Source organism: Marivita hallyeonensis, from assembly GCF_900129875.1.
Lineage (GTDB): Bacteria > Pseudomonadota > Alphaproteobacteria > Rhodobacterales > Rhodobacteraceae > Marivita > Marivita hallyeonensis.
In genome coordinates this window covers 1-13,784 of the sequence record NZ_FQXC01000002.1, presented here as the reverse complement: position 1 = coordinate 13,784, position 13,784 = coordinate 1, and the positions used below count along the sequence as shown (strand labels likewise).

The 13,784-nt window shown below is 61.0% G+C and carries 15 protein-coding genes and 1 rRNA gene; 3 read left to right on the top strand and 13 right to left on the bottom strand.

Features of this window, described 5'->3' with window-relative positions; genetic code table 11:
• Nucleotides 1-19: 19 nt before the first annotated feature.
• From BUA42_RS05700 to BUA42_RS05655, 10 genes are all read right to left on the bottom strand, one after another.
• A complete protein-coding gene (locus tag BUA42_RS05700) occupies nucleotides 20-1,939 on the bottom strand; it encodes a beta-galactosidase (protein WP_072776776.1) in 1,920 nt (639 codons plus the stop codon).
• A complete protein-coding gene (locus BUA42_RS05695; RefSeq protein ID WP_072776775.1) occupies nucleotides 1,936-2,781 on the bottom strand; it encodes an SMP-30/gluconolactonase/LRE family protein in 846 nt (281 codons plus the stop codon). The genes BUA42_RS05700 and BUA42_RS05695 overlap by 4 nt, the downstream gene beginning before the upstream one ends.
• Nucleotides 2,781-3,386 (bottom strand): 2-dehydro-3-deoxy-6-phosphogalactonate aldolase, encoded by a 606-nt coding sequence (locus BUA42_RS05690; RefSeq protein ID WP_072776774.1) that lies wholly within the window; start codon nucleotides 3,384-3,386, stop codon nucleotides 2,781-2,783. Before BUA42_RS05690 ends, BUA42_RS05695 begins: the two co-directional genes overlap by 1 nt.
• Entirely contained in the window at nucleotides 3,383-4,285 is a 903-nt protein-coding gene (locus BUA42_RS05685) for a 2-dehydro-3-deoxygalactonokinase (protein WP_072776773.1), read from the bottom strand. Before BUA42_RS05685 ends, BUA42_RS05690 begins: the two co-directional genes overlap by 4 nt.
• A complete protein-coding gene (locus BUA42_RS05680) occupies nucleotides 4,282-5,055 on the bottom strand; it encodes an SDR family NAD(P)-dependent oxidoreductase (protein WP_072776772.1) in 774 nt (257 codons plus the stop codon). Before BUA42_RS05680 ends, BUA42_RS05685 begins: the two co-directional genes overlap by 4 nt.
• The gene (gene melA, locus BUA42_RS05675) at nucleotides 5,056-6,396 is read right to left on the bottom strand and encodes an alpha-glucosidase/alpha-galactosidase (RefSeq protein ID WP_072776771.1); all 1,341 of its coding nucleotides are present in this window, start codon (nucleotides 6,394-6,396) and stop codon (nucleotides 5,056-5,058) included.
• Nucleotides 6,397-6,409: 13 nt separating this feature from the next.
• The gene (locus tag BUA42_RS05670; RefSeq protein WP_072776770.1) at nucleotides 6,410-7,258 is read right to left on the bottom strand and encodes a carbohydrate ABC transporter permease; all 849 of its coding nucleotides are present in this window, start codon (nucleotides 7,256-7,258) and stop codon (nucleotides 6,410-6,412) included.
• Nucleotides 7,258-7,617, bottom strand: coding sequence for an MmcQ/YjbR family DNA-binding protein (locus tag BUA42_RS05665; RefSeq protein WP_072776769.1), 360 nt, complete (start codon nucleotides 7,615-7,617; stop codon nucleotides 7,258-7,260). The genes BUA42_RS05670 and BUA42_RS05665 overlap by 1 nt, the downstream gene beginning before the upstream one ends.
• Nucleotide 7,618: 1 nt before the next feature.
• Nucleotides 7,619-8,551, bottom strand: coding sequence for a carbohydrate ABC transporter permease (locus BUA42_RS05660; protein WP_072777427.1), 933 nt, complete (start codon nucleotides 8,549-8,551; stop codon nucleotides 7,619-7,621).
• A 119-nt stretch (nucleotides 8,552-8,670) separates the two neighbouring features.
• Nucleotides 8,671-9,933, bottom strand: coding sequence for an ABC transporter substrate-binding protein (locus BUA42_RS05655; RefSeq protein WP_072776768.1), 1,263 nt, complete (start codon nucleotides 9,931-9,933; stop codon nucleotides 8,671-8,673).
• A gap of 149 nt (nucleotides 9,934-10,082) precedes the next feature.
• On the opposite strand from BUA42_RS05655, the gene BUA42_RS05650 reads away from it, so the two are divergent.
• Both BUA42_RS05650 and BUA42_RS05645 read left to right on the top strand, forming a co-directional pair.
• Nucleotides 10,083-10,919, top strand: a complete 837-nt coding sequence (locus BUA42_RS05650) for an IclR family transcriptional regulator (RefSeq protein WP_072777426.1) — start codon at nucleotides 10,083-10,085, stop codon at nucleotides 10,917-10,919.
• The gene (locus BUA42_RS05645; protein WP_072776767.1) at nucleotides 10,900-11,952 is read left to right on the top strand and encodes an ABC transporter ATP-binding protein; all 1,053 of its coding nucleotides are present in this window, start codon (nucleotides 10,900-10,902) and stop codon (nucleotides 11,950-11,952) included. The genes BUA42_RS05650 and BUA42_RS05645 overlap by 20 nt, the downstream gene beginning before the upstream one ends.
• A gap of 7 nt (nucleotides 11,953-11,959) precedes the next feature.
• Here BUA42_RS05645 and rpiB read toward each other — a convergent pair whose 3' ends face one another.
• On the bottom strand, nucleotides 11,960-12,394 hold the full coding sequence (rpiB, locus tag BUA42_RS05640; RefSeq protein ID WP_072776766.1) for a ribose 5-phosphate isomerase B: 435 nt from the start codon (nucleotides 12,392-12,394) through the stop codon (nucleotides 11,960-11,962).
• A gap of 35 nt (nucleotides 12,395-12,429) precedes the next feature.
• Nucleotides 12,430-12,951 carry an acyloxyacyl hydrolase gene (locus BUA42_RS05635; RefSeq protein ID WP_072777425.1) on the bottom strand — a complete coding sequence of 174 codons (522 nt, stop codon included), beginning with the start codon at nucleotides 12,949-12,951 and terminating at the stop codon, nucleotides 12,430-12,432.
• Between the two features lie 217 nt (nucleotides 12,952-13,168).
• Here BUA42_RS05635 and BUA42_RS05630 point away from each other — a divergent pair, with 217 nt between their 5' ends.
• Nucleotides 13,169-13,546, top strand: a complete 378-nt coding sequence (locus BUA42_RS05630; RefSeq protein WP_072776765.1) for a hypothetical protein — start codon at nucleotides 13,169-13,171, stop codon at nucleotides 13,544-13,546.
• 134 nt (nucleotides 13,547-13,680) lie between these two features.
• Here BUA42_RS05630 and rrf read toward each other — a convergent pair.
• A 5S ribosomal RNA gene (gene rrf / locus BUA42_RS05625) occupies nucleotides 13,681-13,784 on the bottom strand; the annotation flags it as partial.

Sequence of the window (13,784 nt, the reverse complement as noted above, 5' to 3'; positions counted from 1 at the left end):
TCACGATACGCATCGATGGTTAGATCGGGTCGCGACGCACGCCAGCTGACGCAAGCGTTTCCCCTTCAATCTCAACGTCATGCGGGTTGTGGTTAAACCAGAATCGTTCGGTCGCGGTGTCACGCACACGCACGCCCCGCGGCAGGTCGAGCGTCTCAACACCAGCACGGTTGCAGAGATCTTTTACCAACCGGTCAAAAAACGCGTCATCACCCCATCCGCCGCAATAAGTTGTGGTCCCAGACCGCATGACCACCGGCATCTTGCTCTCGGTTTCAAAGACCGCCTCGGCGCCACCTTCCAGATGCTCGAACCAGTTCCGAACGGAACCGCCACCCGCCACCGCGATCGGCATATCCGGGCGCAGTGTTTCGAGGCGAGAGACCGTCACGTCCAAATCCGGCCAGGCAGGTGGCAGCGGTACAGGGATGTTGAAATCCGCGTCACGGCACGCGCTGCGCGGTCCGATCAGAACTTCGGTATCTGACGCCATCAACGCGGTCTTGAGGTCATCTGGCATCACCATCATGCCCGGCGCGGCCACAATTCGATAGCCATCGAACTGTCGCTGCGTCGGCGGAAGGATGTCGATGGACAGGCCCGCCCTGCGGAACGCCCGGTAGAGATCGAACACCAGCCCGAAATAGTCGAGCCCCTGCCCCTGTGGCTGCACCTCCCAGGACCACGCTGCGTCGTAGTCGAAGATCAACGCGACCGGTGCTTGGGCGGGTGCCACATCGGGCGCGTCGGCCAGCTCCTCTGCCACTTGCTCGGCCTCGAAAAACCCCGGTGCGGCCACGCTGTCGGGCCGCAGGAGGCCCGCGTGCAGCTGTTCCTGCGCAAACGGCGCTTGCCGCCAGCGGAAATAGCACACCGCCTCTGCCCCGTGCGCGAACGCCTCCCACGTCCAAAGCCGCACGATCCCGGGCAGTGGCGCGGGGTTGTAGGGCGCCCAGTTCACCGGGCCGGGCTGCTGTTCCATCACCCACCAACGGCCTTTGCCAACGGCACGGTAAAGATCGTGGTGAAATGCCTGAAAATCCGGGTCCCCCTGACGGGCATAATGGCGCTGGTCCAGGGGCGTGGCCCCGACGCGGTCTTCGAGGAACCCCAGCGGATAGCTGTCCCATGTCGCGATCTCGAGGTCTTCGCCAACTGCGAAATGGTCAAAATCGACGATCCGGCCCATGTAATTGTGCGAGATCGGCGCGTCGGAATACTGCCGGATGATGTCCACCTGCGCGCGGTTGAAGGCGACGACCTGATCCGATGAAAATCGCCGAAACGCCTGCACATGCGCGGGGTTGGGTTCGGTGACCGTGAGGTTGGGCAACTCGATCTGGTCGAAATCGTCGTAGTCCATCGACCAGAACACGTTGCCCCAAGCCGCGTTCAGCGCCTTGATATCACCATCGTTGCCATGCCCCGGATAGCGCGCGCGCAGCCAGCCGCGAAATGCCTGACGGGCGGCACTGGAATAGGACAGGATGGTGTCGTGGCAGCCGTATTCATTGTCCGTCTGCCACGCCGCCACGTGCGGATTGCGCCCGTAGCGTTTGGCAACCTCGGTCACGATCCGGCGGCATTCGTTCAGATACCCCTGATGGCTGAAGCAGTAGTGCCGCCGCGACCCGAACCCCCGACGCCGCCCATCTGCATCGACCGCGAACATGTCGGGGTGCTTGTCACATACCCAACGCGGCGGTGTGGCAGTTGGCGTGCCCAGAACGACCTTGAGACCGGCCTCTCCAAGAACGTCTATCGCATCGTCGAGCCAGCCCCAGTCGAACCGTCCGCCTTCGGGTTCAATCCGGCTCCACGCAAATTCGCCGATACGAACCCAGGTGAGGCCCAACGCAGCCATCCGGGCCGCGTCCTCTTCCCAGATCTCACGCGGCCAGTGTTCGGGGTAGTAGCAAGTGCCGAGCGTGCGTTTCATAGCAGGACTTGGTGTTCTTTCTGGCCTGTGGTGCCCGAGGGTGCAGAGAAGGTCATCCCGTCGGTGTCGCCTGCGGGGTTCAGACCATCAGCTGCGGTGGTCACAAAGAGCGTCGACAGATCCGCACCGCCAAACGCCGGGCAACTCGACTGTGCACCCGGCACGTCGATAGCGCGGACAAACGCGCCGTCGGGACCGTAGCACGCCACGCGCCCGGCCCCCCACTGCGCGACCCAGAGATTGCCGTTGGCATCCACAACGGCTCCATCGGGATTGAGACCGGCCGCGTTCAAATCCGTGAAGAGCTCCGGCTTGCCCTCGGGAAAGCCGTCATCATCCAGCGCGACGCGCAGGATCTTGCGGTTCGGCGTATCCGTGTAGAATGCGTGGCGGCGATCGGGGGCGAAACAGATCGCGTTCGAGATGGTGATCCTGTCGAAAAGTTTGGTCAGCGTGCCATCGTAGTACCGATAGATCGCGCCAGCCTTGGGTTCGGCATTCTTGCCCATCGTGCCGATCCAGAACCCGCCCCAGGGATCCGCACGCCCGTCATTAGACCGCGTGACGTCATTGTCACTCTCAAGCGGATGCAGAAAGGTGCTTTCGCCTGTTGCAGTCTCAAACACTGACAGCGAAGTCTCACTGGCGATCAGAAGAACGCCGGTGTCGATCCATCCCGCGGCCGAGACGTGTTCATCGAAATCCCAGCTCTGCTCGTCCGTGCCATCGCTGCGGAAAAGCCGTTTGCCAAGGATGTCGAACCAGTAAAGCACCTGTTCTTCGGGGTGCCAGAGTGGCCCCTCTCCCAATGCGCAGACCGTTCGGCTGAAGATATCCGCCATCAGGTCATCACCGCGTCATAGGCTGTGACAATCTCGGTCGCGCGGTTGTGGACGTCCTCAACGCTCGCACCGGGTTTGTAGAGTGCCGATCCGATGCCGAAACCGCTGACACCGGCTTTAGCCCACTCCGCAAAATTCTGCGGACCCGCGCCACCAACAGCATAGGTTTCTGTATCCTCGGGCAAAACCGCCTTGATTGCCTTCAGCCCGTCCGGCCCGATCAGCGATCCGGGAAAGAGCTTCAGCCCGTCCGCGCCATTGCGCAGCGCCGTGAAGCATTCAGTTGGCGTCATCACGCCCGGATAGCTTTGCATGCCGGCCTGTTTCGTCGCCACAATCACGCGCGGGTTGCAGTCGGGTGACACCACCATCCCCGCCCCAATCCGGCTGAGGCGCAGCACATCGTCGGGCGACAACACCGTGCCTGCGCCGATGAGAGCGGTATCGCCGAACGCCGCGACCATGCGTTCGATGGAGGTAAACGGGTCCGGCGAATTGAGCGGCACTTCGATCCGGTCGATGCCCGCGTTGATCAGCGCTTCGGTGATCGGTTGCGCCTCGTCCGGTGTGATGCCGCGCAGGATGGCGATGATCTTGCGGCTCATGTTGCGCGCTCCTTCAGGCCCTCGTAGGCCGCCTTCAACCCTTCAAGCGTCATGCGTTCGGCATCCGTTCGTTTAACGGGCAGACCCTGTGCTCCAAGCGCGTCTGCGTAAGCTTTGCACAACGCGTCGTCGCCGATCAGCGCAACGTGCTGGCCCAGCCAATAGGGTCGCGCGGCGGCAAGTTCTGCGCCAATGAGCAGACCCGACAGCCGGGCGCGCGCCTCGTGTGCATCAAGATTGTTCAGCAACCCCTCGGCCCGTATGGAAAAAAGACGTGCAGCGAGGTCGGACGGGTTCGACATGGCGGTCGAAACTGCATCGGCAAAGGCTTCTGGATCCCATCCCATTTCCGCGACGCTGTGGCGGAGGACCGATTGTTCGGACAGAAGAGCGAACATCTCGCCGGTCATGAAGGTGCGGAAACTGACGATCTCTCCCGCGCTGATATGCGCCCACTTGGTGTGCGTGCCGGGCAGGCAGATGATGCCGTCGAATTTCGGGTTGAGCGCGAGGAAGCCTGCGATCTGGGTTTCCTCACCGCGCATGACATCCGCCGGGCTGGTTTGTTTCACACCCGGCAGGATGTGAACGGTCAACCGTGGATCCCGTGTCGCTAGCGGTGTCGCGCGGTCGATGCCCGGTGGAGCGCAAGGAACAGCCACGTATTTCGCCTCGGCCCAACCTTGCCGCGAACCGGCCATCCCGCAGATGACAACAGGCGTGCGATCCGTCTCAAGCGCTTCGCCGACAAGGTCCAGCAAGGCGGGTTCGAACTGATCGCGCGTCAGGTGCCCCATGCCCGCATCGCTGGTTTTCCGGAACTTCACTGCTCCGTCTCGGGACATGCCCCAGACGCGCAGATGCGAAGTGCCCCAATCGACCGCCAGCCAATCCGTCATGCCGCCACCGTCACGACACCACCGTCGACGGCCAGCGTCTGGCCCGTCATCATGCGGCTGGTTTTGGACGCGAGAAAGAGCGTGGCATCCACCACGTCCTGTTCCACGAGGTGTTCCTTGAGGCACTGCTTCTCGAGATGCGCGGCGAGCGAGGCCGGGTCGGCCCACAGCTCTTTCTGTTTGGGGGTCAGCACCCAACCGGGGGCCAGCGCGTTGATCCGGATGTTGTCGGGGCCGAATTCGCGGGCAAGGCTGCGGGTCATGCCGGTGATCCCGGCGTTCGACGTGGTGTAGGCGATATATCCAGCGTTTCCCATCATGTAGCTGATGGAGCTGAAGTTGACGATGGCGCCGCCGCCGGCGGACTGCATGCCCGGGATCACGGCCTGGCAGGCAAAGAAATACGCGTCGAGGTTGATCGACAGGGACCAGTCCCAGAACTCCGGATCGACATCGAGCGCCTCGTGCCGCTTGTCATTGGCAGCGTTGTTCACAAGTGCGGTGATCGGGCCATGCGCCTCGGATGCCTGCGCAATGGCTGCCTGCAATGCAGTGGTGTCGGTGATGTCGCATTGTATGAACAGCGACTCTGTGCCGTGCTTGTCCGCCATCGTGGCCACAAATTCCGACGCGTCCGAGCGGCCGACAAACGCGACCTTGGCGCCCTGCCCCAGAAAACCGTCCGTCAGAGCCGCACCGATACCGGACCCGCCCCCGGTGATGAACACCGACGCGCCCTTGAGGTCGTGGAAGGTTGCATATGACGACATTCAGGCGGCCTTTTTCCGTCGGGCGAATTCGGGAAGCATCTCGCCATGCGCGGCGAGCAGATCGGTCACGAGGCTGCGGATCTGGCGCAGGTCCAGTTCAGCAGCGGTGTGCGGATCCATCATCGCGGCGTGGTAGATGTGGTCAATGTTTTCGTCCACTAATGCGCGGACCACCAACTCCTGCACGTTGATCTGTGACCGCATCAGGGCCACGAGTTGCGGCGGGATATCGTCGACGACCGAAGGCTGAATGCCATTGTGATCGACCATGCACGGTACCTCGACCGCCGCGCCCATTGGCAATTGCGGCGCCTGCCCGCGATTCGGAAGGTTGCCATAGATCGTGTAAGGCTGATCGGTGACCATCGCATTCATGATCTCGGCTGCGAATTCGTGGCTTTTGGCGAAGTCGATCTGATCCGTCGTGCGGTAGGTTTTGGCCTGCTCAGACCAGTCGGCCATCTGTTCGATGCAGCGCTTGGGGTATTCGTCGAGCGGTACGCTGAACGTCTCGATAAGGTCCTCACGTCCATCCTTGATGAACCACGGCACGTATTCCGCGAAGTGTTCCGAGCTTTCGGTACAGAAATAGCCCAGATGCTCCATCACCTCGTAGCGCACCTTGTTGGCACAGCGCGGCATGAGCAGCGGCGGTTTCGGCAGGCTGCCGGTGCGATACCCCTCGCGCAACGCGGGATAGAGCGATTGGCCCTTGTGGGTGAGATCAAGGAAGAAGGCGACGTGATTCACGCCGGCAACGCGGTAGCGGATCTCGTCTTTCGGCAGATCAAGATCGTGCGCCAGTTCCTCGACCGTGTTCTGCACCGAATGGCACAGGCCCACCTGCTTCACGTGAGGATACCGTTCGGCGAGCGCCCAGGTGTTGATCGCCATCGGGTTCACGTATTGCAAAAGCGTCGCCTCGGGACACAGCTCTGCCATGTCCGCAGCCACGCGCCAGAGATGCGGTACGGTGCGCAGGCCACGCATGATGCCGCCGACGCCCAGCGTGTCGCCGATGGTCTGGCGCAGCCCGTATTGCTTGGGAATGTCGAAGTCGATCACGGTGGACGGCTCATACCCACCGATCTGGAACGCGGTGACGACGAAGTCGGCGCCGGCCAGCGCGCGGCGTTGATCCATCGTTGCTTCGACCTGCGCGCGCCGACCAGAGGCAGCAATCAGCTTGCGCGCGACGAGTGCCGATTCTTCCAGCCGCTGCTCGTTGATGTCCATCAGCGCGAAGGTGGCCCCCTCCAGTGCCGGGAAGTGGAGGACATCGCCCACGATATTCTTCATGAAAATCGTCGAGCCCGCACCGATAAAGGCGATACGTGTCATCTGTCGTAGGTCCTTATTTCACCGCGCCCAGCGTGAGGCCCGCGATAAAGTGTTTCTGCATGAGGAAGAACATCAGCACCGGCGGCAGGGCCGCGACAATGCTGCCCGCGCTCATCAGGTGGTAGGCGGCGCGGTACTGTGCGTTGAAGCTGGTGATGCCGGCAGTGACGGGTTGGGCGTCCGGCCCTTGCGTCAGCACGATGGCCCAGAAGTAATCGTTCCAGATGAAGGTGAAGATCAGCACCGCCAATGCGGCCAAGGCCGGTTTCATCAGCGGAAGCACCACAAACCAGAAGATGCGCCATTCCGCGACGCCTTCGACCCGCGCGGCTTCGATCAGCGGAAACGGCAAGGCGCGGATGAAGTTGCGCATGAAGAGCGTGCAAAAGCCGGTCTGGAACGCGATGTGAAAGAGAACGAGACCGGTCTTCGTGTTGTAAAGCCCCATGTCGAGCGTCAGATCGCGCACCGGCACCATCAGAATCTGGAACGGCACGAAATTGCCCGCGACGAACATGAAGAACACCCACAGGTTCGACCTGAACTTGTAGATGCCAAGAGCAAAACCCGCCATCGCGGACAGCGCCACCGCACCGATCACTGTCGGCACGGTGATCAGCACCGAATTCAACATGTAGCGCGGCATGTCCGAGTTGAAGAACACCTGAGAGTAGTTATCAATCAGGTCGAAGGAGCCGGGCATGCCCCAGTAATTGCCTTGCGTGAAGTCGGAGGCTGGTTTGACCGAAAACACAGCCACGGCGATCAGCGGCAAGAGCCACATGATGAGCGCGAGCGGCAGGAGCGTTTTGTACGTGGTCTGCGCGGCGGGGCTCGCTTGTTGGATGGGACGCGGGAACATCAGCGCACCTCTCTCGCTGGAAGCGCATCGCGCTCTGCCTTCTTCAGGCTTTTCCGGATCAGATCATAGGACGCACCCAAACGATGCGTGACCTCGTCGAGATCGGCATCATCGAACCGCAGCCGCACCCAGCTTGCGTGGAAATAAGGGGCTTTCACGGCGCTGGTCGTGTCAATGAGCATCGCCGCCATGTCAGCGCTTTCGGTTTTCACAGACACACCGTCCATGTCGCCGTCACCGCCGAAGCAGGCGTACATCTTGCCGCCGACTTTCCAGCTGACCAGTTCCGGCGGATGCGCCGGGGTCGCTCCCGGAAAGGTCGCACAGATGGCGTCAATCTGGTCTCGGGTGACCGCCATCTCAGCGCCCTCCCCGCTCTTCGCGGTACATCGAGAAGAGGAAGTAGGCGATGAAGACCAGCATGATGAGGAAGAGCACAACCGCAATGGCCGCGCCGTAGCCCATGCGGAAGCCATATTCCGACAGGGCTTTTTCGAACATGTAGAAGGACAGTACCCGCGTTTGCCCAAACGGGCCGCCATTGGTCATGATGGAAATGAGGTCGAACGACCGCAGCGCGCCGATGATGGTCACGACGAACGCGATGAACGTGGCGGGTTTGAGCTGCGGGATGATCACGTACCAGAGCATCTTCCAGCCCTTTGCCCCATCCAGACGCGCGGCCTCCACCTGCTCCGGGTCCACGGCATTGAGGCCCGTCAGGTAAAGGATCATGCAATACGCCGTCTGCGGCCACAGACCGGCAGCGATGATGCCATAGGTGGCCCATGTCGGATCACCCAGCACGTTCACGGGGCCAAGGCCGAACCAGCCCAGCATGTTGGACAACAAGCCCTCATTCGGCAGGTAGAACCATGCGAAGACAAGGCCGACAACGACCTGTGAGAGAACAAACGGAGAGAAAAACAGCGACTTGTAGATGCGGATGCCCGTGACCGTCTGGTTGAGGAACAACGCAATGAAAAGGCCCGCGGGAATGGCGAGAAGGTAGAAGACCAGCCATTTGAGGTTGTTCCAGAGCGACACCTCGAACGCGCGGTCGGTCACCAGTTCCTGGTAGTTCGCCATGCCGACAAAGCGCGCCTCTCCCAGACCGTCCCAGTCATAGAGCGAGATCGAAAAACTCTGGAAGATCGGGATGATGACGTAGACCGCGAAGAACAGGATCGCAGGCGCAAGAAACAGCCATGGCGTGACCGCAATTTCGTTACGCTTGTACCAGCCGCGTTTCGGCGGCGTGGCTTCGGTGTCGGGCAAGGCTGTGACGGTCATGGGCGTTTCCTCCACACGGCACATGCGAAAACCGGCAGTTTGCGGATGTGTCGTGGTGGGCCGGGCCAAAGCACCGGCCCACCGGTCTGGCGTCGGCCGGGCCTAAGCCCGGCGTCAGATTATTGATAGACGCGCTGGCGCACCTGTTCGAGGCGGGACAGGATGTCGTCAAGGTTGTCCGGGAACACCATGAATTCCTGGAAGCCTTGCATCGCTTCTGCCGCCATCTCGGCCGGGAAGTCGCGGTCAAAGAACTGCGCCACACCGCCCGGGCTGTTGGAGCTGAGCATCTCGAAACCTTCCGCGAGGAACTTGTCATCGTCGATCGACGCCGAGGCGTTCACCGGAAGCTGGCCCAGGTTTGCGCCGTTGTTGATCTCCGTCTGCTCTTGCGCCGAGACGACGAAGCGCAGGAACTCACGCGCCGCGTCCTTGTTCGCGGCATTTGCCGGAATGTGGAACGTGTCGGTCGGCGCATCTTCGGCCAGCGCGACATCCGGGTTGATCGCCGGGAACTGGTAGAAATCGATCTGGTCGTTGCTCAAACCCGCTTCGCGCAGCGGAGCCACGGCGAAATTCCCCATAAGATACGCGGCAGCTTCGCCGTTCACCATGAAGGGCAGAGCTTCCTGCCAGCTGTAGTTCTGATGGTTGTCGACATAAGCGCCCATGTCGATCAGCTCGCGCCAATTGGCGAAGGTCTCGCGCACGCGGTCATCCGTCCACGGCACATCCCCGGCGGCCATTTCCATATGGAAATCATAGCCATGCGTGCGCAAGTTCAGGTAATCAAACCAGCCACCCGCGGTCCAGAGGAACTTGGTGCCAATGGTGTAGCACTTCACGCCATTGTCCAAGAGCGTCTGACAGTTGGACTTCATCTCATCAAAATTGGTGGGCTCGCTCAGACCGTACTGGTCGTAGAGGTCCTTCCGGTAATAGACGCCCCACTGATAGTACGTGTACGGCACCCCCCACTGCTTGCCATCGATGGTCATCGCGCCCTTGGTCGAGGCAAGGTTCTCGGCGATTTCGGGCTCTGCCCACAGGTCAGAGACGTCTTCGAAGAGACCCGCCTCAACATACGGACGCATGCGGTTCGCCGCGTACCATGTGGCCACGTCGGGCGCATCGGCAGTCAGGAAGTTGCGGATCTGCGTCTTGTACGCTTCGCGGTCGATCACCGTGGTTTCGATGTTCAGATCGGGATGCATTTCCTGGAAGCGGCCGATCATGGCTTCCATTGTGGCGCGCGGTGCCGGGTTCGACGTGTCGAGAAAAATCTTCAAATCGCCGGTCAGCGCGTGGCCCTCTGCAAACGCCGCCGGAGCGGCAAATGCCGCTGCAAGCGCCAGTGCCGACGCTTTCAATGTGGAACGCATGGTATCCTCCCTTATGCTCCCAACTCTGTCGCAACTGGTTTCATTATTTGAAACCTTGTTTTGCATATTGAAATCATAACAGCGACTCGCCTATGCTTGTCAACAGCCGCTTCGACGCGACGGACGGCACAGGGAGGATTTTCGCGCATATGACGGCGGTCGATAAAAGCGACGGAACCGTGGGCAAAGCGCTTGCCGTGCTGGACCAGATTGCGTCTTACGGGCGCCCCGTGCGCTTTGCCGAGCTTCTGGGTGACTCGCCCCTGCCGAAGGCCACGCTCTATCGGTTTGTGCAGACCCTGACCAATCAGGGCATGCTTCAATACGACGTCGAGCGACAGACCTATGCACCCGGTTTACGCCTTGTGCGTCTGGCGCATTCCGCATGGGCTCAGGCCTCTCTGGCACCCGTCGCGCGGCCCCATATCGACGCGCTCAGCCATGAGACTGGCGAGACGGTGCATCTGGCGCAGCTTGACCATGCGCAGGTTCTGTACGTCGACAAGCGCAACGCGCGCGATCCGGTTGAGATGTTCAGCCAGGCGGGCAAGGTCGGCCCTGCCTACTGCACCGGGGTCGGCAAGGCGATGCTGGCTCATCTGCCGGAACCGGAACTGACCACGGTTCTGGCCCAACAAAGCTGGCACCAGTTCACACCCGCGACGCACGGATCGCCCGAGAGCCTCCGTGCCGAATTGGCCGAGATCCGGGCAACCGGGATCAGCTTTGATCGCGAAGAACACGAGATCGGGATCATTTGCGTCAGCGCGCCGATCCTGAACAGCCAGAACCGCCCGCTTGGCGCTTTGTCGGTCACCGGAACAACGCGTCGTACCAATCTCGACGCGCTGGCGCAACTTGGACCACGGCTGCAGCAAGCGGCCCGCGCCATCGCCCGGGACGCCGAAAGCTGGGTGTTTCCACAGTCAGCCGCGCCCCACACCATGTCACAGGGAGAGAGACCATATGTCCGGAGTGACGCTTGAGAAAGTCATCAAGCGCTATGGAGACACACAAGTCATCCATGGCGTCGACCTCGACATCGAGCACGGCGAGTTCTGCGTGTTCGTCGGACCATCCGGCTGCGGCAAGTCCACGCTTCTTCGCATGGTCGCCGGGCTGGAGGAAACGACGGAAGGTACGATCCATATCGGCCCACGCGATGTGACGCGGCTGGACCCGTCCGACCGGGGCGTATCCATGGTGTTCCAGACCTACGCGCTTTATCCGCACATGACGGTTGAGGAAAACATGGGGTTCGGTCTGAAGATGACAGGCCATCCCAAAGCGGCAATCACCGAAAAAGTGGCCGAAGCGAGCCGTATCCTGAAGCTCGACGAGTATCTCAAACGCAAGCCCAAGGCGCTTTCCGGCGGCCAGCGGCAGCGCGTTGCCATCGGGCGCGCCATCGTCCGTGGACCAGAGGTGTTCCTGTTCGACGAACCGCTTTCCAACCTCGACGCCGAATTGCGCGTGGAAATGCGCGTCGAGATCGCGCGCCTGCACAAGGAAATCGGCGCCACCATGATCTACGTGACCCACGATCAGGTCGAAGCCATGACGCTCGCCGACAAGATCGTCGTGCTGCGCGCGGGTCGGATCGAACAGGTCGGTGCCCCGATGGAGCTTTACCGCGACCCCGACAACCGGTTTGTCGCCGGTTTCATCGGCTCGCCGTCGATGAATTTCCTTGCCGGGACCGTCTCAGGCGACAGCGTTTCGTCCGAGGGTCTTGGCACATCCATTGCAAAAACCGCCTCGGCTCAGGATGGGCAAAACGTTCTGATCGGCCTTCGCCCCGAACATCTGGAGATAACCCCGGGCGGCCAGCACCGCGTGGATCTGACCGAGAGTCTTGGTGGCGTGTCCTACGCCTATATCACTTGCCCGAGCGGCGAGAAGATCGTTGTGGAAGAACGAGGCGATCACCGGTCTTCCGAAGGCGACATGGTAGGTCTGGTGATCGATCCCAACCACCTGTTCTTGTTCGACGCAAAAACCGAAGCGCGTTTGCGCTAGCCGAGGATCAGGCTTCGATCATCTCGACCCGCGTGGCGTGACGCCCGCCTTCAAACGCAGTCGTCAAAAAAGCCTCGACGATATCAAGCGCCAGTCCTTCGCCCACGACACGCGCGCCGAGGGACAGCATATTCGCATCGTTATGCGCCCGGATCATCCGCGCCGAGAAGGTGTCAGAACAGACACCGCAGCGGATGCCTGGCACCTTGTTTGCGGCCATCATGATCCCCTGCCCGGTGCCGCACAGGATGATCCCCAGATCGCAATCGCCGGAGGCCACCTTCTCGGCCGCAGCCTTGCCGTGAACCGGATAATGCGTGCTCTCGGTCGAGGTCGGTCCGATATCGACCACGTCCCAACCCAAGCCTTGCGCGTGACGCGCCACCGCCTGGCGCAATTCGATCGCGGCGTGATCGCTCGACACAACAATACGCTGGGCCATACTCACTCTCCGTCAATTTTGAAGGGGCAAAAGGGTCAGTTCAAAGGGATCGATACTCGAAACTGAACAGTTTCGATGCCCGGGTTGTCGTCGTAGATCCCGGCATTGGAGCGATGATCATAGCTCACCGCCATGCGCCATCCTTGCCGGGTTTCGTATCCCAGCTCGATCCCAGACCGGAACGCGATGGGTCCACCAAGGTCGAACCCGCCATTGTCGAAATAGAGCCCCGGCATCGAGTGCAGTTCAGCATAGGCGCCGCTGCGGCCGAACGGGATGGTGTAGGTCGAGCCGAAACCCATCCAGGTCTCGCCGTTTTCCCCAACGGACAGACCCGCCGCATTGCCGAACGGCCCCCGCTTATGGCCCAGATCGTAGCGCAAATACACTTCCGCCGCCGGATCGGCCCGTCGTTCAAGCACTTCGCCCCCCGACAGCGCAAACCGCGGCGTGGTCTCGGATTTGCCAAGACAGCCCGCCTCGGTGCCGCAATGGTTCATGCCCATGTCGGTCAATCCAAGAACAAACAACAATACCGCGAAGGTCCCGTCTGCCATGATACCTGCCTCGTCACTGCTTTTGCAGACCATGCCAAACTCGCGCGTGAGACGCAATCATCGCCCCCGGACTAAGACCAAGTTTCCGCTGAAGCATCCGTTCACGGGTTAGTCGCTCAAACCGCTCGCCTGCACCGCGCTGTGCGATATCCGCATCTGGACACGGTGCCCCGACATTGTAGGATCCCAATGTTCAGATTTTTCAAAGGAATTTCACATGCCCGTAGAGTACCAGGTTTTCAGAGACACCCCTGCAGTTGCCCATTACGCACCCTACGGCCTTGGGGACCTGGTCTTCACGACGTTTTATTTCCGCGTCCCGAACGGACTGGTGACGAACAGCAATCGCCGTCGACCGGTCATGCACGCGAACGTGACAAACAAGGGCGGCGTCACATTCCGTGCCACCCTGAACGGCGTACTTTTGGTGTCCCGGTCTCTGGGACGGAACAGCAACGTCTTTGTCTCGGAAGTTTTTGACTGGCGGACAGTGGTGCCGGACGGCGCGCAGCCCGGAGACGAACTTGCCTTTCGGTTTAGCGGAGACCACAACCTCAGACTTTCAGATGCCGTCATCTGGTATCATGTTGAATAGAGGTCGCAGCAGACACAAAACTCGGTAATCCGAGCGGTGCGTCAATCATGCTGGTGCAAGGCACGTGCGCGGGCTGCTCCACCCCGCGACAGGGTTGTTTCATCGTTTTTGAGGGATACATCACTTTTTACTAGGTTTGGCGGTGACCTACTCTCCCACGTCTTGAGACGCAGTACCATTGGCGCGACGGCACTTAACGGCCGGGTTCGGAATGGAGCCGGGTGTTTTGCTCGTGCTA

Coding starts and splice junctions, on each gene's coding strand:
- BUA42_RS05700 (WP_072776776.1), bottom strand. CDS start 1,939: ATGAAACGCACGCTCGGCACTTGCTACTACCCCGAACACTGGCCGCGT.
- BUA42_RS05695 (WP_072776775.1), bottom strand. CDS start 2,781: ATGGCGGATATCTTCAGCCGAACGGTCTGCGCATTGGGAGAGGGGCCA.
- BUA42_RS05690 (WP_072776774.1), bottom strand. CDS start 3,386: ATGAGCCGCAAGATCATCGCCATCCTGCGCGGCATCACACCGGACGAG.
- BUA42_RS05685 (WP_072776773.1), bottom strand. CDS start 4,285: ATGACGGATTGGCTGGCGGTCGATTGGGGCACTTCGCATCTGCGCGTC.
- BUA42_RS05680 (WP_072776772.1), bottom strand. CDS start 5,055: ATGTCGTCATATGCAACCTTCCACGACCTCAAGGGCGCGTCGGTGTTC.
- melA (WP_072776771.1), bottom strand. CDS start 6,396: ATGACACGTATCGCCTTTATCGGTGCGGGCTCGACGATTTTCATGAAG.
- BUA42_RS05670 (WP_072776770.1), bottom strand. CDS start 7,258: ATGTTCCCGCGTCCCATCCAACAAGCGAGCCCCGCCGCGCAGACCACG.
- BUA42_RS05665 (WP_072776769.1), bottom strand. CDS start 7,617: ATGGCGGTCACCCGAGACCAGATTGACGCCATCTGTGCGACCTTTCCG.
- BUA42_RS05660 (WP_072777427.1), bottom strand. CDS start 8,551: ATGACCGTCACAGCCTTGCCCGACACCGAAGCCACGCCGCCGAAACGC.
- BUA42_RS05655 (WP_072776768.1), bottom strand. CDS start 9,933: ATGCGTTCCACATTGAAAGCGTCGGCACTGGCGCTTGCAGCGGCATTT.
- BUA42_RS05650 (WP_072777426.1), top strand. CDS start 10,083: ATGACGGCGGTCGATAAAAGCGACGGAACCGTGGGCAAAGCGCTTGCC.
- BUA42_RS05645 (WP_072776767.1), top strand. CDS start 10,900: ATGTCCGGAGTGACGCTTGAGAAAGTCATCAAGCGCTATGGAGACACA.
- rpiB (WP_072776766.1), bottom strand. CDS start 12,394: ATGGCCCAGCGTATTGTTGTGTCGAGCGATCACGCCGCGATCGAATTG.
- BUA42_RS05635 (WP_072777425.1), bottom strand. CDS start 12,951: ATGGCAGACGGGACCTTCGCGGTATTGTTGTTTGTTCTTGGATTGACC.
- BUA42_RS05630 (WP_072776765.1), top strand. CDS start 13,169: ATGCCCGTAGAGTACCAGGTTTTCAGAGACACCCCTGCAGTTGCCCAT.